The organism is Thiomicrorhabdus xiamenensis, from assembly GCF_013282625.1.
Classification (GTDB): Bacteria; Pseudomonadota; Gammaproteobacteria; order Thiomicrospirales; family Thiomicrospiraceae; genus Thiomicrorhabdus; species Thiomicrorhabdus xiamenensis.
Window position 1 is genome coordinate 2,302,882 of sequence record NZ_CP054020.1, and the last position, 19,715, is coordinate 2,322,596.

Below are 19,715 nucleotides of genomic sequence, written 5' to 3' on the forward strand. Positions count from 1 at the left end.
CTTTCTAAGCGGTTCTACGTTTTAATGCAGAATCCATCTCTTTTGCCACCAACTCCGCCGGCTTACTGTCAGTGAAATCTCGCAGCGTCGCCATGGTTTGCAATAAACCTGAAGCGGCCAGTTCCTGATAGCGGCTATGCAGAGCCTTCTCTATGCGTAAAGCTTTCGCTTTCGCGCGGTCTTTTGAGCCTGGTACCCGTCCGTCGTAATCGCAACGGATAATGATTGGAATCGGTAGCAGGCGTTTGATATTCAGACCTTTAAAGATCTTGATCCCCACATCTACGTCATTGACCCCTTCTTCAACCGTGTCGAGGAAGCTGTAGTAGGTCAGATTACGAAGCTGTACCTCTTCAAATCCATTACCGATTCCGATAAATCGTTCGGCATGTCCCAAGTCACTGTAGCAACCGTTTTCATATTGATTGACATAGGCAATCTGCGAAAAATTGTTGCTGATCAGCCAGCGAATCAATTTCATGACTTCCGGCTGCGGAGCCGAAGCTCTCATTAGCTGGTTACAGCTGCTAATCGCTGTTTGCAAAAGTTCATTTGCTTCATCTTCAGACAGGTCCATGGTTGCCTGATAGAGCTGATCGGTTTCCACATAACGCTGTAAATCGATCTCGCCATTGCCATCAGGAATATGCACCTTCATGCTGTCGTCATCGGTATTGAGTCCTAAAAGGATGGTCTGTACCGTTGAACCACAACCGAAGCGATTTTCAATCGCCTGTCTGAAGTCCTGTAATTTCTGTAAAGCGGCTTGCGCTGCTTTCTGGTCATCACTGCCATGGGCTGCACAACCCTGATGGGTCGGGTCCGCTTTGGAAAAGTGATATACCGCTATCTTCAAATAACGCGTCGGTTCGTCGGCCGAATTCGGCTTTCCGTCTCTGAAACGCGTGTGTTCGATAAATACCCAGTTTCGAACGCTTTCGCTGATATCGAAGAGTGAACCCGCATGGGCCTTTCTTCGCACCGCGGCGTAAGGCAGTCTGAGTACGTAGCTCACGATATGGGCAAGACGTCCGTCTGCACATGGCGCAATGCCGACTGCGTGAAACCCAGCTTCCCGAAAGAGCTGCTCAGCTTCTTGTGTCCGTTGTCCCGCGAGGGGATCGTTGTTAAAGAACTCTTGCGACATTCTTAAAAATTGTGCAAAGAGGGTTTTCGCATACAGCTCCTGGAAGCCAGTCTGAAATTGCATATTCAATCCCGCCTGCCAATCCTGATCTGTTAAGGTCACACCCAACTTTGCATACAGCTGTTGGTTTGCCCAACCGATAAAACCGTTCTGTCCACGTTGTAATAAAATGTCTTTCAAGGTCGTTTCGATTTCATCGAACCGCGCTTTAATTTCCACTTCATACTGCCGAAGCAGCTGGTTTTGTCTCTCATCAACTAAAGCATGGGCGCCTGTCATCAGCGCTGAGAGAGACTCTCTTGTATTGGTTTGCCTCCTACTGCCTAAGCTCTCCCCGGAAACGCCATGAGCGATTGGCATCTCCGGCTGGGAACGCTTAGGGGGCGTAATCGGCCTCCAAAACAATGACCTTTGACGATGACTCTTTTTATTTCGATTCATCACAACACCCATTTTTTAGTATTAAAGTTAAGCTCTGGCACCACCTGATAAAGTTACTTTCGCCCCCGTATCGGTATTACCTGAAGAGCCTGTAATCGGGCTCATAGGAACCTCACTGTTCTGTGGTCGGAACTGGCTGGCTCCCATAGGAGACTGCCCTCTTTGACCGCGAACTGATGAGTTGCGTTGCGCAGCCCATGGACCTTCGGTACCAGTGACTTTGCTTCCGCGATCCCAACCGTCGCCGGTAATTTTTGCGCCTTGTTCGACTGCTTCTTCAACAGTCGGCATAGGTGCAGCTTGTGCCATAGCCGGAGCCATTGGCTGAGCCTGAACTGGAGCCTGTGCTGCGCCCATCATCTGCGGAAAATCCGATTCACCTGGAATCGCCGCATTGTTGGAGTCACATACCATGGCCGTTTGCTCAGGACCCTGATAGTTCGTACCGGATACCAGCTGGCAAGCCCCTTTTTGTGCTCCAGTCAGCCCCTGTAATCCAGGTTGAACACCTGAGACAGCTTTGTTAGCGCCTTGACGCTGACGCACTTTCATCTCATTTTGTTGATCAACTGAACACAGTTGCGACTGTTCGGCACCTGTATAGGGCGTGCCAGTTACCGCTTGGCAGTCACCTGCTTCCGCGCCAGTCATTCCAATCGAGCCACCGCTACGTTCACCGGTAATTGACTGTCCACGAGTCGTCGCAGAGGCTGTCACTTTAATGGCTGGTTTCGGCATTTCGACGTTACACGCCTCAGCTTCTTCCTTCCCTTGATAGCCGGTTCCGGTTACGGATTTGCAAGCCCCTTTTTCGCTTCCGGTTACCGCTTCAAGTCGCCCTACCTGGGTACCTGTTGTGGTGTTACCGAGAGACGTCTGCGAAGGCATCACTTTTTGCGGTGCTTGCGCCGGGGTCTTTGGTTTAATTGTGGTCGATTGCGAGCTGCGGTTTTCGCCGCCGCTGGTAATCTTGTTTGCTTTGCTCTGCGCCGGCTGTGACATGACCGAAAATCCGGTCTTCTTAGCTTTTGCAGGCTCGCCACCGCAATACATCTGGCTTTGATCAGCTGGCAGATACTCCGTACCTGTAATCGCCGAACAAGTCCCCACTTCGTTACCGGTCATGCTTTCGCCGCGTCCAACCTTGGTTGAACCGCTTACTACCTGGCCGCGAGTGGTTTGCGTTTGCGTTACTTTTGCTGGCTGGGCGCTTGGCTGAGTCTGGCAGTTTTTGGCAAACTCTTCAGAACCTAAATATTCGGTTCCGCTGACCAATTGACATGCACCGGTTTCAGCACCTGTCATCTTTTTTTCACCCTGACCGACCATCGTGCCTGAAACAGTCTGACCACTCAGGGTCTGCGACTCCTCTACTTTAGAGGGCGCCGCCGTTTGACTGTTGCGTTGCTGACGCGTTGGACGGGACGTACCAGTCGAACAAGTCTTACCACGTGAACATCTTTCTGCACGTACTTGCTTGGCAATGTCGCGAGCGGATGCGTCCGGGTTAGCCAGCTTGGCTTTGGCACCCGATTGGCTGCCACCCTTCGACTTGAATGCATCTTGCGCAGCTTTGCCTTTAGCCTGTGCCTGACGATACGCTTTTGACTGCAGACGTCCGCCGGATTGAACTTGATTCGTTTGCGGCTTCACTTGCGCTCGGCCACTGTTGGCACGCTCTGCGCGAGGCGCCGGTGCAACCGTTTCAGTTCTCTCTTGCTTGGCTTCTACAATCGGCTCAACGGGTTTACGTTGTGCTCTTGTTCTTTGAGGTTGAGTCGTATTTGCTGAAGTTGCACTCTTCCCATTCTTCTGTTGCTGTCTGCGTGCCTTAGCCGCGTTGCGGCCAGCCGCCGATGCTGTGTCAGCAGCGGCAACCGGATTTACTCCACGACGAGGACGACGAGACGGTTCAGATGAAGTAGAAGTTGTGGCAACCGGCTCGACTGCCGTCTCAACTACAGGCTCAGGACGCTGTCGACGGCGCGGTACTGCCGGAGCATCTGCCGCTTGCGAACCTTTTCCTTGTACCTGAGCTTTACGACGTGCAATCGCTGCAGCTCGACCGCTTTGAGCATTACTTGTACTCATGCTAAAGCCTCCTATTCGTCTTTCTGACTCTTAAATCACTCGTTAATTTATGGCTAAAGCCGCAAATTACATTCCGCGAGGACGGTAAACTACGAAGTTATGCCCTTGGCACTGAGTGTAGTTGTCGTAACCGATCAGACGGATAACGTGATTTGGGTAAGCTGAACGACACTGGTCGATTTCAGCAAGTACGGCATTCGGGTCACGCTCACCGAACATTGGAAGCTTCCACATACCCCAGTAATGCGCTGAAGTGTTTGCTGGATCTTCGTGCTCGATTGAACAGTTCCAACCTTGGTTGATGATGTATACGATCTGGTCGTAGATTTCATCAGCCGTGAACTCAGGCAGGAAACCGAAAGTTTCTAGCGTCGATTTAGTACGGTAATCATCAGTTTGGATTGACATCTCTATCTCCTTAAATTGTTAGGATTGATTCAAATAAGCGTGGCTAATTAGCCCACATCCAATTTGTCAACGGTGTCGAACTCAAACTTGATCTCTTTCCAAGTTTCCAGAGCGACTGCCAATTCTTTGCTGTTACGAGCCGCTTCACGCAGGATGTCACCACCTTCACGCTCCAGATCACGACCTTCGTTACGCGCTTTAACACAAGCTTCCAGTGCAACACGGTTAGCTGCTGCACCCGCTGCGTTACCGCCTGGGTGACCTTGCGTACCACCACCGAACTGAAGTACTGAGTCATCACCGAAGATGTTTACCAGTGCCGGCATGTGCCATACGTGGATACCACCGGAAGCAACCGCCATAACACCTGGCATTGAGCCCCAATCCTGGTCGAAGAAAACACCACGAGAACGGTCTTCAGGAACGAATGACTCACGTAGCTGATCAACGAAACCTAGCGTTGACGCGCGGTCACCTTCCAACTTACCAACGACCGTACCGGTATGTAGGTGGTCACCACCTGACAGACGTAGACACTTAGCCAATACGCGGAAGTGAATACCGTGTAGTGGGTTACGGTCGATTACGGCGTGCATCGCACGGTGAATGTGCAACAGCATTCCGTTCTCACGACACCAGTTAGCCAACGTCGTATTGGCAGTAAAACCAGCAGTCAGGAAGTCGTGCATGATGATTGGCTGACCTAGCTCTTTCGCGAACTCGGCACGTTTCATCATCTCTTCTACCGTACCGGCGGTAACGTTCAAATAGTGACCTTTACGCTCACCTGTTTCAGCAGTTGCTTTGTCTACCGCTTCGGCGACAAATTCAAAACGATCTCTCCAGCGCTGGAACGGCTGAGAGTTGATGTTTTCATCATCTTTGGTCAAATCTAGACCACCACGAAGACACTCATATACTGCACGACCGTAGTTCTTGGCAGATAGACCCAACTTAGGCTTGATCGTACAACCCAACATCGGACGACCATATTTGTTAAGCTTGTCACGCTCTACCTGAATCCCTGATGGTGGCCCACCACAAGTTTTGATGAATGCCATTGGGAAACGCAGATCTTCCAAGCGAAGAGAACGAACCGCTTTAAATCCGAATACGTTACCAACCAAAGAAGTTAGTACGTTTACAACCGAACCTTCTTCAAAAAGGTCTAGTGGGTACGCGATAAAAGCGTAGAATGCGTTCTTGTCACCCGGTACGTCTTCGATACGGTAAGCACGACCTTTATAAAATTCCATGTCGGTCAACAAGTCGGTCCAAACAGTTGTCCAGGTACCTGTTGATGATTCCGCCGCAACAGCAGCCGCTGCTTCTTCACGAGGTACACCTTCTTGCGGTACTACTTTGAAACAAGCAAGTAGGTCTGTATCCAGTGGAGTGTAGTCTGGAGTCCAATAAGTCAGCTGGTAATCCTGTACACCAGCGTTAAACGTTTTATTAGCCATTAATGCTCTCCTTGGTTTTTGGAGTTGAAGTAAATTCGAGTGCAATCTTAGGAAATAAAGTGACCTATTGACTAATTGAAAGAAACGATACTTAAGATTGAGGGAACTCTATATACATCGCCTTAAAAACAAATAAAGCATTGATATAAAAGAATTTTTTATTTTGGTAAAAAAAGATAAAAATGACTTTCCTGCACCAGTAGAGAGCAGAATATTTTTCTTTTGGACGGTTTTATAACGATTTTTTTCAGAATGATTTCCGTATAAGGAGCCGCAAAATGATGCGATTTACCCAAACTGAAAAATCGCTTAAGAGACATAAATTTTCGTAAAAATACTAAGGAAGAAGGCGCGACCGATGTAACTTCATCAATCGCGATTGGACAAAGAATTCACTGAAGGTTTATTTTCTGGCACACGCCATAAGAAGAACAGCAGGACGACAGCAAGAGCAAGCAACATCAGTTGCAGCCAATGCCGGTCGTAGAGAACGACAATCGAGAGAGAGAAAGTGGCAAGAATGACCCAGGTCGCGCGTTTTTTAGTTGCTCGGGACATGGTGCCTTCGCGCTCCCAGCGCTGCAGATCGGCACCGATCCAACGGTTATTGATGAGGGCCTGGTGAAAACGCGGCGAACTTTTAGCAAAGCAACCGGCCGCAAGAATCATAAAAGGTGTCGTCGGCAATAACGGCAGAAAGATACCGACAAACCCCAAGCTGAATGCAAGACTCCCAAGGGTAAAGCAGAGTGGTTTTTTCATTGCTTGAATCGTTCTGACACTGTTCGTTTTCAACGGTTCTAGGAAGCGAGGTATCTGTAACCGGTTTAACCGGCGACACCAAATACCAGACCGACACCGGTCGTAACGGCCATAGCAACCGCACCCCAAATCAAAACGCGCAGCCCCCCTTTCATCATATCCGCACCACCGGTTCTGGCGGCGACCGCCCCCAGAATGGTTAATAGGAATAACGAACTGGCCGCAACGATAACCCCTAAGTTCTGCATAGGGAGCAACGCTACCAGAAGCACCGGGATCCCGGCGCCTGAGATAAAAGAAGCCGCCGAAGCAAAGGCCGCTTGCAACGGACGGGCGGTATGAATTTCCGACAACCCCAGTTCGTCTCGGGCATGGGCGCCGAGCGCATCGTGGGCCATTAATTCTTTAGCGACCTGATGCGCGGTTTCCGGGCTCACCCCCCTTTCCCGATAGATAAGCGCCAGTTCGGCCAGCTCGGTTTCCCAGTCCTCTTCCAGCGCTTTGCGCTCAATTTCCAAATCCGCTTTTTCGGTATCGGATTGAGAGCTGACCGAGACATATTCGCCCGCGGCCATCGACAAGGCTCCGGCAACCAGTGCGGCAATGCCCACCAGCAAAATATCTTCCTTGCTTGAACCGGCGGCAATCACCCCGACCAGAATACTGACGACGGAGATAATACCGTCATTGGCACCCAAGACGGCAGCACGCAGCCATCCCATACGGTGACTGTAGTGTTTATTGCTCAGATGTTCGTCTAACATCTCTTCGGTAAAGTGACCCATAAAAATCTCCGGAAACGCTTCTGCGGGATAATCGATCAGAGCCGGGAATCAATGTCCGTAACATTGCCCCTGGTCTCTTTGGTAAATCACCTCGTTATGACTTGCCGTGTCTGGCCAAGACAACGAGTGCTTGCGGTGATTAAAAGGCCTGAGTCTTGGCAACAAAGTCGTTTAGCTTCTGTTGCGCGCGACCTTCGACAATCACTTTACGCGCCAGCTGAACGCCTTCGGCATAGGTTTCCGTCAGTCCGGCGACATAGATTGAAGCCCCGGCATTCAGGCAGATAATATCTTTGGCCGCACCGTCGCTATTGGCAAAAGCGGCACGAATGATATTCAGGCTCTCCAGAGCCGATTCCACCGACAAGTCGCGCAAATCAACATGATCCATATCGTAGTCACTCGGATCAATTTCCCATTGAGTGATCTCGCCGTCTTTCAATTCGGCAACATAAGTCTTGGCAGCGACCGAAATTTCGTCCAAACCGTCATCGGCAGCAACAATCATGACATGCTTGGAGCCCAGATTTTTCAGCACTTCGGCAAAGATCGGTCCCAGTTCCTTATTGAAAACGCCGATGACCTGATAGGGCGCACCCGCCGGATTGGTCAAGGGCCCGAGCATATTGAAAAGGGTACGCACGCCCATTGCCTTACGCGCACCGATGACATGCTTCATTGCGCTGTGATGCGCCGGCGCGAACATAAAGCCGATGCCCAGTCCATCAATACATTCGGCAACATGCTCGACTTCCAACGCCAAATTTACGCCGGCCGCTTCCAAAACATCTGCGCTGCCCGATTTACTGGAAAACGAGCGGTTACCGTGTTTGGCAACCGTCGCCCCGGCCGCAGAGACCACAAAAGCGCTGGCGGTCGAAATATTAAACGTATTGGCACCGTCACCACCGGTTCCGCAGGTATCCACCAGATGAGTTTTGTCTTTAACCTCAACGGCCGAAGCCAGCTCGCGCATGACTTCAACCGCCGCAGTCATCTCGGTTACCGTTTCACTCTTCATTCGCAAAGCGGCGAGAATTGCGCCAATCTGCGCATCATGCGCCTGTCCCGTCATCAACTGCTGCATCACCGAACGCATCTCATCTGCATTCAGATCCTGACGGTTGAGAAGTTTTTCCAAAGCGACTTTTAGTTCCATAGAGATTTTGTCTCCGAATATAGAATGAATGGCTTGATAAGCACAATACGGGAAAACGTCATGAGAGGAGCAAAGTAGCGGCAAAAATTTTCTATGATGCGCAGTTTACAAATGTGTAAATGCGCAATCAGAGGGAGTTTTTAACCATGGATTTGCTGCTCGGAACAATTTTCCACCCTTAGCTGGCGTTCTGATCCAGGAAATTCTTAAGCATTTGATGCCCCTGATCGGTCAGAATCGACTCAGGGTGGAACTGCACGCCTTCAATCGGCAACTCTTTATGACGCACGCCCATAATCTCATCGAAATTACCGTCTTCGTCCTGCGTCCAGGCGGTCACTTCCAGACACTCCGGCAGCGTTTCTTTCTCGATGACGAGTGAGTGGTAACGGGTGGTCTCCACCGGATTAGGAAGCCCGGCAAACATACCGGCGTCTTTATGAAAAACCGGAGAGGTTTTGCCGTGCATGACCTGTTTGGCACGAACAATCTTACCGCCGAAAGCCTGACCGATCGACTGGTGACCAAGACAAACGCCCATAATCGGAATTTGTCCGGCAAAATGTTTAATCGCCTCAACGGACACACCTGCTTCGGTTGGCGTACAAGGCCCCGGCGAAATCACCAGATATTGCGGGTTCAGGGTTTTAATGGTTTCCAGATCGATCTGGTCGTTACGATACACCTCGACCTGCTGCCCCAGTTCACCGAAATACTGAACCAGGTTATAGGTAAAGGAGTCGTAGTTATCAATCATTAACAACATGGTGTCTTAATCTCTGTCTTTTTCGATAAGCGCTGTGCTTGAATTATTTATGCTGGTTCGGATTGGCGGTTTGCAGCCCTTCCGTCACAAACTGAACGGCACGGAAAATCGCCCGCCCTTTGTTCATTGTCTCGTCCCACTCCGATTGCGGTACGGAATCGGACACCACGCCGGCGCCGGCCTGCACAAACAATCGGCTGTCCTTAATGACTGCGGTGCGGATGGCAATGGCGGTATCCATATTGCCGTTCCAGCCCAGATAACCGACGGCTCCGCCATAAATGCCGCGCTTGACCGGCTCCAGCTCATCAATGATCTCCATCGCGCGGATCTTCGGCGCGCCGGAAAGCGTCCCGGCCGGGAAGGTCGCTCGCAAAGCATCCATTGAACTCATACCCGGTTTGATTTTACCGTTTACGTTGGACACGATATGCATGACATGCGAATAGCGTTCCACGACCATTTTCTCGGTCAGTTCAACCGAACCGATCTGGGCGATGCGGCCAACGTCATTACGCCCCAGATCAATCAGCATCAAGTGCTCGGCAATCTCTTTCGGATCGCTCAGCAGATCTTTTTCCAGCGCCAGATCGTTCTCCTCGGTTGCACCGCGGCGGCGGGTTCCGGCAATCGGGCGCACTGTGACGATATCGTCTTCAAGGCGGACAAGGATTTCCGGCGAAGAGCCGACAACATAAGTATCTTCCAAATCGAGGTAGAACATATATGGAGAAGGATTCAAGTGACGCAGAGCACGATACAGATCCATCGGACTCTCTTTGAAATCGACCGACATCTGCTGAGAAATGACCACCTGCATGGCGTCCCCGGCGAGAATATAGTCTTGAATTTTCTGTACCGCGTCTTTAAAGCTTTGCTCACCGAAACTGGACTTGAAATCCGCTTCTTCGATCTGTACATCGCTCGGCAGATCTTTCGGCATTACTTGCGGCGACGACAGCTGCTCGCAGATATCATCAAGTCTCGCCAGCGCCGAATCATAGGCATTTTCCTGCGTCAGGTCGGCATGCACAATAACATGCACCTGCCCGCTCAGGTTGTCGAAGACCACCAGCTCTTCAGAGACCATCAACAGAATATCCGCGGCACCGATATCATCCTTCTCCGGCGTCGACTGCGCCAGACGCGGTTCGATATAACGCACGGTATCGTAGCCGAAATAACCGACCAGACCGCCGGTAAAAGCCGGCATATCCGGCTTATGCAGTACTTTGAAACGGTTTTGATAAGCTTCGATCCACGCCAGAGGATCGTCTGCAACCTGTTGTTGCAGCAAGGTATCCCCGTCGTATTCGGAAATCTGCTGACCGTGAACCTCAATGCGTTTGCGGCAAGGCAAACCGATAATCGAGTAGCGACCCCACTTTTCTCCGCCCTGCACCGATTCCAGAAGGTACGAGTAGGCACCTTTGGCAAGCTTATGATAAACACTCAGAGGAGTATCAAAATCCGACAACACCGTGCGCATTAGCGGAGCACGGTTGTAGCCTTGTTGGGCAAGGGTAGCAAAAACGGCTGGGTCCATGAAAATCTGCCTTGATTTGAAATTACGAAGTTACGGGGGTTTAACGTTTTTTCGAGTCCTGTTTTAACCATCGCTGAAACTGCCAGTAGCGGTAGATTCCGCCTAACGAACAGGTCACAGGTCGAAACAACTGAAGGATCAATGTTTTAAAAAAAGAAAGCAAAGCATTCATCGTTTAATTGTCTCTTAAAAAAGCCGATGACTGAACATAGTCATCGGCCTTAAAGGGTTTTATTTCGCTTCCAGATAATCTTTCAGCTCAACAAAAGAATCCATCACGACATCCGGGTTGTAGTCGCGGATATCTTCGCCGTGGTTGTAGCCGTAGGTCATGCAGAAGACATGGAAACCAGCCGCACGCGCCGCTTTCACATCGGAACGTGAATCACCGATCATCAATGCATTTTCCGGCTCGACGCCCAACTGCTCCGCTGCGAACAGCAACGGCATAGGATGCGGCTTTTTCTCGGCACAGGTATCGCCGGAAACCACAACTTCAAAGTAATCGTACAGACCTTTGTCTTTCAGTAGAGGAACCGTGAAAGCTTCCGCTTTATTGGTCACACAGGCTACACGGTATCCCTGCGCTTTCATCCATTCGATCCCTTCAATTACACCGTCGTACACGCAGCTGCGCTGTGACGTGTTTTCTTTATAAAGCTCCAAAAAAATCGGGTAAGCCTTATCCATCAATTCTTGATCCGGCATACCGTCAACCGAGTTAATCAGAGCGCGTTCGGTCAGGCGCTGAACACCGTTCCCGACCCAGTTACGCACAGCGTCTTCACCGCGCACCGGCATACCCAGTTGCTTCATCATTTCGTCTACGCAGTACGCCAGATCCGGCACACTGTCGATCAAGGTTCCATCTAAATCAATTAGTACAAAGCCCGGTTTAAATTTTTCCATTTATTCTATCTCTTCTTATATTCAAAGCGGTTGAAGCAAGCAGACAGCTTGGGCTAAAACCACTTTCTAAAACGACAAAACGCCGGCGGGCACCAGAGGTGACAAACGCCAGCGTTTGGAGGTCTAGTCAATATTTTGATTAGAATTAAGCCTTTGCAAGTTCATCTCGCATCTGCTTAATAATCGTGTCATAACGGTTTGCATCATTTGCATTTGCGTTACCGAAGATACCAGAACCCGAAACGAAGGTATCACAGCCGGCCGCTGCAACTTCCGCGATGTTTTCCGCTTTAACCCCACCATCGATTTCCAAACGGATATCACGACCGGAAGCATCGATCAGCTGACGCGCCTGACGCAGTTTTTCCAGCGCCTGCTCGATAAATGCCTGACCACCGAAACCAGGGTTAACCGACATGATCAAAATCATATCGATCTTATCCATAACGTGCTCAAGATAGCTCAGAGGGGTCGCTGGGTTGAAAACCAAACCTGCTTTTAGGCCTTGATTTTTGATCAGCTGCAAAGAACGGTCGATGTGCTCGGAAGCTTCCGGATGGAAAGTGATGTAATCTGCACCAGCATTACCGAAATCGTTGATCATCTGATCAACCGGCTTAACCATAAGGTGAACATCGATTGGCGCTTTAACACCTTCGCTATCCATGAATTTTTTCAACGATTCACAAACTAGAGGACCGATGGTCAGGTTAGGAACGTAATGGTTGTCCATTACATCAAAGTGGACCACGTCTGCGCCCGCCGCAATCACGTCTTTAACATCTTTACCCAGCTGAGCAAAATCCGCAGATAGGATTGAAGGAGCGATCCAGTTTTCTTGCTTTGCCATCTTTTAGCACCTATTTATTAAATGTTTAAAAATAATTCGTGCATTTTAACAGTATCCATTAAAATGGCAAAAAATCTTTGCCGGAATAAGCTTTATCTCAGGCTTTTGGCAGCCAAGGAGCCGATACATGTCCGACTACGAAATTCATCAAGAATCCGACAAAAAAGTAGACTCTCAGAATTCCGCTCACACCAGCAAACCGACGGATCGTCGCCCCATTCAAGATAGAGTTCTCAGCGGAATCATCCATGTTGCCGAATACTTCGGTCTACTGGTCATCGCGATTGCAACGATATTTGCCGGGATGACGGAAGTGTATCAAATGGCCCTGGCCGGCGAGGTCACCTTGGGCGACCTGCTCTTGCTGTTTTTATACCTTGAAGTTCTGGCGATGGTTGGAATTTACCTGAAATCGGGTAAACTGCCGATCCGTTTCCCGATCTATATCGCCATTGTCGCTCTTGCACGACTGCTGATACTGGATCTGAAATCGCTCACCGAGTGGGAAATGATCGCAATCGCCGGGACCATCACTTTACTGTCCTTTGCAGTACTGGTCTTGAGATATGGTCACATTCAATTCCCTTACGTCATGAATCGCAAAAAAGACGATTAATAAAGTTTCATTTTATTTAGGACTGAATATGCACGCACTTTATGAGTCAAACCTAACCAGCCTTCCACTTATCGGCAAGGGTAAAGTCAGAGACATCTACGATATCGATGAACAGCACATGCTGATCGTAACGACCGACCGCATATCGGCCTATGATGCGATTCTTCCGACTCCGATTCCAGGCAAAGGCCGTATTCTGACCGAAACCGCTCAATTCTGGATGAAGAAAACCGAATCAATCGTGCCGAATCAGCTGGTCACAGACAAGAGTCTGGCGGACTACTTAACTGCGGATGAACTGATCCAGCTCGACGGGCGCGGCATGATCGTCAAAAAACTTAAACCCCTACCGGTCGAAGCGATTGTTCGCGGTTACCTGGTCGGATCCGGTTGGAAAGAGTACCAACAGACCCAAAGCGTTTGCGGCATCGCTCTGCCGGCGGATCTGCAGCAGGCCGACAAACTGCCTGAACCTTTATTCACTCCTTCGACCAAAGCGGAACAGGGCGACCATGACGAAAATATCAGCTTTGAACAACTGGTCAAAATCATGGGTGAAGAGAAATCCCAGAAAGTTAAAGAAATTGCTCTGAAGCTGTATCAGTTTGCCGCGGACTTCGCGCTGGAGCGAGGGATTATTATCGCCGACACCAAATTCGAATTCGGTGAAGACGAAAATGGCGTCATTCATCTAATCGACGAAGCATTGACTCCGGACAGTTCGCGTTTCTGGCCGGCGTCGAGCTATGCGGTTGGCTCAAACCCGCCGAGTTTCGATAAACAGTATATCCGCGACTATCTGGACTCTCTGGATTGGGACAGAAATCCGCAAACGGCACCGGAACTTCCGGACGACGTGGTCAAACGCACCTTCGAGAAATATCAGGAAGCGCAAGCCCGTCTGACTGAGAATCTGTAATGGTACGGGTAAGACAAAAGAGACTGTAAAAAAACGTAATGGGAAAGACAAAGTCGAGGCAAAAACTGATGACAAAGCGCAGTTTACAAATAGTAAATGAGCATTTGGAAGAGGTTTTTAACAAAGAATTTGCCTTTCGGAATAGTTTTTTATGACCGGCTTTTTTATCACCGGCACGGACACCGACGTCGGCAAAACCTTTATCGGCGCCAGCATTGCTTACACTCTAAGTAAGCTCGGCCATCCTGTCGCCCCGCGCAAACCGATCGCCTCTGGGTGCATTTTGCAAAGCGACGGTTCGCTTCTGAGCGAAGATGCTCTTGCTTACTATAAAGCGATACGGGGAAAAGAGTCCATGGAGATCATTTGCCCGAATCGCTTTGAACCGCCAATCTCCCCGCATCAGGCCTTACTTCAGGCCGGAATCACCTTAACAACGCAACAGCTAGCCGAGAACTGCGCCGTTCCGGAGACGTATCTGCAACTGGTCGAAGGCGCCGGTGGCTGGTACTCCCCCTTAAGCAGCGACGGTCTGAATGCGGATCTGGCACAAACCCTGCAGCTTCCGGTCATTCTGGTTGCGGCCAACCGCCTCGGCACCATCAACCAGATTCTGCTCAGCCAGGAAGCAATCCTGAACCGCGGCCTCTCTTTGGCAGCCGTAATCATCAATCAGCCTGAACCCGGCAACGACTTTACCTCGGATATCGAACCCTATCTCAAAGCACCGAAAATAATGGTATCCCATCAAAAAAACGGCCAGCCGCTCTTTTTAGAACAACTGGCCGTTATATTGGACTCAATCTAATAAAGCACCGTCTTCGAGACGGACGCAATCAATCTTCAAGTCTTAAAAGCATTTTATCCGCTTCTTCCAAGCTGCCGACACTGACATTCAGGTTATGCAGACGACCGTCTTTAATTGCGTAGATAAACCCGTGAACCGCCAATTCCTGGCCGTTCTCCCAAGCTTTTCTCACCGCCGGAACATGGCAGATATTGCGTACTTGCTCGACGACATTGATCTCGCATAAACGATCGATTCTTTCCGATTCCGGCAATAGATCTAACGTTTCTTTGGCTCTCTGGTAATACTTACGAATCGGGCGAACCCAGTGATCGATCAGATCGGGGTTACCCGGCTTCATCGCTGCAGCAACCCCGCCGCAACCATAGTGGCCATTGACAATAATATGCTTAACCTTAAGGACTTCAACGGCATATTGAATAACACTCAAGGCATTCATATCGCTCGAATTGATTAGGTTTGCGATATTACGATGAACGAAAATCGTTCCCGGATCCATCTTGACCAGCTCATTTGCCGGTACCCGACTATCGGAGCAGCCTATCCACAGATATTCAGGCTTCTGCTGCGCAACCAGACTTTGAAAAAAGCCTGGGCGCTCTTGATTCACCTGCTGTACCCAGGATTCATTTCTGTCCAGTAGATCCTGAATCTTTTGGTCGCAGTCACACTTCTCGCACATCTCTTTTCACTCCTATTTCGCGTCGTTCCCGCCCCGAACGGCAAACAGTTTCATAATCAATAACACGGCTAGCACACCCGATAAAAAAGCAAAAGCACCGGCCTGCCACAAGACCCCAAGAACTTCCCAACCCTGTGCAATCTGAACAAGATTGCCGTCAAACGACTCACTGAGTATCAGACTTTCAATCTGTCCTGAAAGGCCGTAAAGAAGAATCATCATTAAGGCAACAATAATCAGACACATTGAGAATCTCCTTGGAATTTGTGGGGAATACAGATATAAAAAAGGCCCGTAAATAAATTTACGGGCACTTTTTCAATCGCCGTGCTATAGCTATATTTCTCACAAAGATGGGTTACCCATAGACAATCATCTTTCGCTAATGTTCGCTATTACACACTGAAGCGTCGCATTGGTCAAGAAACCTGCTTCTATAAAGGATTACCACCAGGTCGTTGCCTGAGGCTTTTCCTTAGGCTTATGTCGATTCCCCAACAGGTAGGCTTCCTTAAGCGCCTTAGCCAGTTGTGGATTAGCCTGCAAATCAAGCTGATGCTCTTCGGCAATCACGGCAAGATGCGCATCAGGCCCAATCTCTTCGTATAGTTCAAGAAACCGGTCAACTCGCATTGGCAAGTCGGCGATGCTGGATGCAATCTTTGACTGAAATTTAATTACCTCAATCTCGCTTGATTCCAACATCTCAAACTTATAAGAGAGGGTCGTTAAATCATTTAGCTTCGCAAGGCGATGCGGTAGCTGTTCCAAAAACAGGTCAAAATCACCAAACGAATCCGGCAATGCAATCTCACCTTCATAGCAAAAGCTTTCACCACGAAAATCAAATTTTGAACGAACTGTAATGGTCGATTTCACGAATTCTCCTCTTATGCTGTCAGCTTCATAAATACTTGCGGGAGCAGTTCAGGCAGTTTATCAACATGGTCAATAACCGTATATTGATTACCAAAGATATCCGCCACATACTCATCCGCTTTCGGATCAACCGTAATACAGTATGAGTAAATCCCCTGACTCTGCAATTCTTCAACCGCTTTACGGGTATCTTGAATGAGCGTTTGCGGATCTTTGGCATCGATATCCGCTGGCTCACCATCGGTCAGAATCAACATCAGCTTCTTCTCAGCCTGTTGCGCTTCCAGATAGTGTGCCGCATGACGCATCGCAGATCCCATACGAGTTGAGAATGACGCTTCCATACCGGCAATACGCGCCTTAACCTCATCACAATAACGCTCAGAGAAGCCTTTAATGTGTTGATAACGCACTTCATGACGCGTATCAGAGCAGAAGCCGGCAATCGCGAATTTATCACCCAGCTGATCTACCGTCCAAGCGGTAATCGCCAGCGCTTCTTCGGAAAGCTCCAACAAAGTCTGACCGGTCTGGTCATTACGTTCATTCAAAGATTGCGAGGTATCCACCAACAACGTCACCGCGATATTACGGCTATCGGTCGTGTGACTGTAATTAATACGCGGATCCGGTGCTTGACCACTCTTGAAATCGATAATCGAACGCAGTGCAATATCCAAATCCAGCTCTTCCCCTTCCTCCTGGAAACGGATACGCTTTTTGTTTTGCGGTTTCAGCGCTTCAATCATCTTCTTCAGACGATTCGCCAAATCGCTGTGTTTATCCATCAAGCGGTCAATCTTAGCGGCATCTTTGGAAGGGTGAAGGCGTTCATAAACCGTTGTCCAATCCGGACGATAGCTCTCTGAAATGTAGTCCCACTCATCGTAATGACGCGGTGGAAGGCCACCATCATCAGCAATTTTCGGCTCTTCATTCTCATACTCGTTCGGCATGATTTCGTCTGACTCATCGTACTCTTCGTAGTAGAACCAGATATAACGATTATCGTCACGGTAAGAAACTTCGGTATCGTCAAAGAAAACGGTCGGCTGACTATCCGAAGACTGCTTACGTGTCTTCACATAGAAATCGATCCCCAACTCTGCCATATCTGCAGTAGTGGACTCTTCACCTTTCTCTGCCATAACTTTATGGAAACGCTCGCGGAAACTTTCCAGCAATTCGTTTTGCGGATCAAAGTTTTCATCCAACAGCGCACGCGACATACGTGTTGCACGGTAACGCAGGCACGACATTTTCTTATCATCACACGCCCCTTTTTCAGGATAAGGGTGTAGCGACAGGAACAAGTTTTTCAAGCCCGGATAGCGCTGAATCGCAAGATGTTCAACACGGCAATCTTCGAACACCGAGATAAACAACTGCATATGCGGCGCATAGTTATCTGCCATTAACTGCCCAGACCACTTTTTATGCGCCATCATATGGGCAATGGTCGCACGATAGCGATCCGTTCCCGAAACACCATTTTCAGCGTCATACACATCCGGTACCGCAATAATGTCGTCATCCAGATAAGGCACCGGTTTACGCAATTGGTCAAACGCGGTCGAAAATGTCTGGAACGGCAGGTCACAATCCCACATACACTCTTTGAGCATATCCATGTGACGCTCTACGTCTTTAAAGGTTGTTCCTTTACGCTCACGAGTAATAATTGATTTCGCATCGTGAGATTCCAGCTCAAAATAAGCGATCTGCTCGTCTGGCGAGTTCAGATAGTTGCGCGCTCCGTAATCAATAAAGTTACGAATACCATTTAGACATAGCTTAGAAATTAGCTGCGGCATGGAATTCATCAACGACACCATACCCGGGCTTTCATGAATTGAATGATGCCCATGGATAACGGTCTGCGTCTTATCGACATACTCGTCGATAATATCGAAATACAGCTGTAAATCTTCAATACGGTCAATACGACGACAAACATGGCCTAAGGTTGATAAAAAAGGAACCAACGCTTTTTTATTCGGACTACGCGCCATTAGATAAGCGTAGTCGGCAACCATCTTGTTTGTTCCTTTACCGAAGTGCGACGCGATATCCGGCATCACTTCCATATAAACCAAGACCGGCTCGACACCCTGCCCGATTTTACATAGGAAGTTCGCGCCTTCTAAATACGCCTCAACCCCTTCCGGCGAAAGCTTGGCAACCGCATATTCGATCAGTTCCGGAAAGAGCTCAACTGCTTTTGGAAACTTACAGGTAAACTTTTCCTGATATTCGGCAAATAATTCTTCATTCATACTTAAACGTTCTCATTCGTTCAGTTGAAAAATAAGCTCTTAAATTAGAGACAAGAGCAATCATAAGTTTGATTCGCCGAATTTTCGTGCTGGTCAAGGCCAGAATAAGGGAGTGTACAATCCAGTACATGACCGTTTCTAACGAAGAGCAGCACGTAAAGACGGATGAATCAATTTATGATTTAGCCGAAAATCATTTCAATTGCGTTATCCAACGTTTCGCGGATGTCTGCATCATCGGTAATCGGGCGAACCAACGCCATCTTACAAGCCTCAACCGGCGTGATACCTTTGTTAATCAGGGTTGCCGCGTAAACCATTAGACGAGTCGAAATACCTTCATCCAGACCGTGACCTTTCAGGTTACGAGCGGTTTCACCGATCTGCACCAGTTTCTTAGCCGTCGCATCATCAACACCACCCTCTTTTTGCAGGATGTGCGCTTCGGTTTCCGCATCTGCGTAATCGAAATCCAGCGCACAGAAACGTTGTTTAGTCGATTGCTTAAGGTCTTTCATTAGCGACTGGTAACCCGGGTTATAAGAGATAACCAGCTGGAAATCTGGGTGCGCTTTGATCAGCTCACCTTTTTTATCTAGCGATAGTTCACGACGGTGGTCAGTCAGCGCGTGGATAACAACCATCGTATCCTGACGTGCTTCAACGATTTCATCCAGGTAGCAGATTGCGCCGTAACGCGCTGCCATTGTTAGAGGCCCGTCAACCCAACGAGTACCGTTAGCGTCCAGCAGGTAACGACCGACAAGGTCGGAAGCGGTGATATCTTCGTTACAAGAAACCGTGATGATCGGCTTGCCTAATTTCCACGCCATATGCTCAACAAAACGTGATTTACCACAACCTGTTGGCCCCTTAACCATGACTGGTAGACGTGCATCGTAAGCCGCTTCGTATAGCTCAATTTCGTTCGACTGAGCATCATAAAATGGTTCGTTATCAATTTTGTATTGTGAAATATCCATGTTAGTTCCCCGAAAACTAGTAGATAAAAACAGAAATTTTTGCCTGAAAACAGACAGAAATGAAATTAAAGTAATTTGAATTTAAGCCCTACAAACCCAGAAAACTCTTCTAAATTTTTCTGAAATTCTTACCTCAAAAGGCTTAAATCGAAGCTACTTCATTACAACTTTTTTGATGTGAAATCAGTACGTAAAATTTACAAAAAACCCTGCTCAAGAGCAGGG

At 48.9% G+C, this 19,715-nt stretch carries 19 protein-coding genes; 3 read left to right on the forward strand and 16 right to left on the reverse strand.

All coding sequences use genetic code 11. From position 1 onward, the window contains the following. Nucleotides 1–4: 4 nt before the first annotated feature. The 11 genes from HQN79_RS10690 to rpe all read right to left on the reverse strand — a co-directional run bounded on the left by HQN79_RS10690 (nt 5) and on the right by rpe (nt 12,327). Entirely contained in the window at nt 5–1,426 is a 1,422-nt protein-coding gene (locus HQN79_RS10690) for a carboxysome shell carbonic anhydrase (RefSeq protein WP_238843368.1), read from the reverse strand. Nucleotides 1,427–1,615: 189 nt separating this feature from the next. Beyond that, nucleotides 1,616–3,679: an alpha-carboxysome scaffolding protein CsoS2 gene (gene csoS2, locus HQN79_RS10695; protein WP_173286369.1), complete on the reverse strand. Its 2,064-nt coding sequence runs from the start codon at nt 3,677–3,679 to the stop codon at nt 1,616–1,618. Between the two features lie 66 nt (nt 3,680–3,745). Further along, the gene (locus HQN79_RS10700; protein WP_173286371.1) at nt 3,746–4,087 is read right to left on the reverse strand and encodes a ribulose bisphosphate carboxylase small subunit; all 342 of its coding nucleotides are present in this window, start codon (nt 4,085–4,087) and stop codon (nt 3,746–3,748) included. Nucleotides 4,088–4,134: 47 nt separating this feature from the next. Continuing rightward, nucleotides 4,135–5,550 carry a form I ribulose bisphosphate carboxylase large subunit gene (locus tag HQN79_RS10705; RefSeq protein WP_173286373.1) on the reverse strand — a complete coding sequence of 472 codons (1,416 nt, stop codon included), beginning with the start codon at nt 5,548–5,550 and terminating at the stop codon, nt 4,135–4,137. 369 nt (nt 5,551–5,919) lie between these two features. Next, on the reverse strand, nt 5,920–6,312 hold the full coding sequence (locus tag HQN79_RS10710) for a YbaN family protein (RefSeq protein WP_173286375.1): 393 nt from the start codon (nt 6,310–6,312) through the stop codon (nt 5,920–5,922). A 65-nt stretch (nt 6,313–6,377) separates the two neighbouring features. Beyond that, nucleotides 6,378–7,097 (reverse strand): VIT1/CCC1 transporter family protein, encoded by a 720-nt coding sequence (locus tag HQN79_RS10715; protein ID WP_173286377.1) that lies wholly within the window; start codon nt 7,095–7,097, stop codon nt 6,378–6,380. Nucleotides 7,098–7,236: 139 nt separating this feature from the next. Continuing rightward, nucleotides 7,237–8,256, reverse strand: a complete 1,020-nt coding sequence (gene trpD, locus HQN79_RS10720; protein ID WP_173286379.1) for an anthranilate phosphoribosyltransferase — start codon at nt 8,254–8,256, stop codon at nt 7,237–7,239. Between the two features lie 178 nt (nt 8,257–8,434). Continuing rightward, entirely contained in the window at nt 8,435–9,022 is a 588-nt protein-coding gene (locus tag HQN79_RS10725; RefSeq protein ID WP_173286381.1) for an aminodeoxychorismate/anthranilate synthase component II, read from the reverse strand. A 43-nt stretch (nt 9,023–9,065) separates the two neighbouring features. Next, nucleotides 9,066–10,568 (reverse strand): anthranilate synthase component I, encoded by a 1,503-nt coding sequence (gene trpE, locus HQN79_RS10730; protein WP_173286383.1) that lies wholly within the window; start codon nt 10,566–10,568, stop codon nt 9,066–9,068. A gap of 231 nt (nt 10,569–10,799) precedes the next feature. Then, nucleotides 10,800–11,477 carry a phosphoglycolate phosphatase gene (locus HQN79_RS10735; protein WP_173286385.1) on the reverse strand — a complete coding sequence of 226 codons (678 nt, stop codon included), beginning with the start codon at nt 11,475–11,477 and terminating at the stop codon, nt 10,800–10,802. 145 nt (nt 11,478–11,622) lie between these two features. Beyond that, the gene (gene rpe, locus HQN79_RS10740; RefSeq protein ID WP_173286387.1) at nt 11,623–12,327 is read right to left on the reverse strand and encodes a ribulose-phosphate 3-epimerase; all 705 of its coding nucleotides are present in this window, start codon (nt 12,325–12,327) and stop codon (nt 11,623–11,625) included. 127 nt (nt 12,328–12,454) lie between these two features. On the opposite strand from rpe, the gene HQN79_RS10745 reads away from it, so the two are divergent. From HQN79_RS10745 to bioD, 3 genes are all read left to right on the forward strand, one after another. Further along, complete coding sequence (locus HQN79_RS10745; RefSeq protein ID WP_173286389.1) at nt 12,455–12,943, forward strand: phosphate-starvation-inducible protein PsiE; 489 nt, start codon at nt 12,455–12,457, stop codon at nt 12,941–12,943. A 28-nt stretch (nt 12,944–12,971) separates the two neighbouring features. Beyond that, a complete protein-coding gene (locus HQN79_RS10750) occupies nt 12,972–13,862 on the forward strand; it encodes a phosphoribosylaminoimidazolesuccinocarboxamide synthase (protein WP_173286391.1) in 891 nt (296 codons plus the stop codon). Between the two features lie 151 nt (nt 13,863–14,013). Beyond that, nucleotides 14,014–14,670 carry a dethiobiotin synthase gene (gene bioD / locus HQN79_RS10755; RefSeq protein WP_173286392.1) on the forward strand — a complete coding sequence of 219 codons (657 nt, stop codon included), beginning with the start codon at nt 14,014–14,016 and terminating at the stop codon, nt 14,668–14,670. A gap of 28 nt (nt 14,671–14,698) precedes the next feature. On the opposite strand, the gene HQN79_RS10760 is transcribed toward bioD, so the two are convergent. From HQN79_RS10760 to HQN79_RS10780, 5 genes are all read right to left on the reverse strand, one after another. Then, nucleotides 14,699–15,352 carry a carbonic anhydrase gene (locus tag HQN79_RS10760; protein WP_173286394.1) on the reverse strand — a complete coding sequence of 218 codons (654 nt, stop codon included), beginning with the start codon at nt 15,350–15,352 and terminating at the stop codon, nt 14,699–14,701. Nucleotides 15,353–15,364: 12 nt separating this feature from the next. Next, nucleotides 15,365–15,598: a hypothetical protein gene (locus HQN79_RS10765; protein WP_173286396.1), complete on the reverse strand. Its 234-nt coding sequence runs from the start codon at nt 15,596–15,598 to the stop codon at nt 15,365–15,367. 198 nt (nt 15,599–15,796) lie between these two features. Continuing rightward, on the reverse strand, nt 15,797–16,231 hold the full coding sequence (locus tag HQN79_RS10770) for a hypothetical protein (RefSeq protein ID WP_173286397.1): 435 nt from the start codon (nt 16,229–16,231) through the stop codon (nt 15,797–15,799). An 11-nt stretch (nt 16,232–16,242) separates the two neighbouring features. After that, entirely contained in the window at nt 16,243–18,507 is a 2,265-nt protein-coding gene (locus tag HQN79_RS10775; protein ID WP_173286399.1) for a nitric oxide reductase activation protein NorD, read from the reverse strand. 182 nt (nt 18,508–18,689) lie between these two features. After that, the gene (locus tag HQN79_RS10780) at nt 18,690–19,490 is read right to left on the reverse strand and encodes a CbbQ/NirQ/NorQ/GpvN family protein (RefSeq protein ID WP_173286401.1); all 801 of its coding nucleotides are present in this window, start codon (nt 19,488–19,490) and stop codon (nt 18,690–18,692) included. Nucleotides 19,491–19,715: the final 225 nt, after the last annotated feature.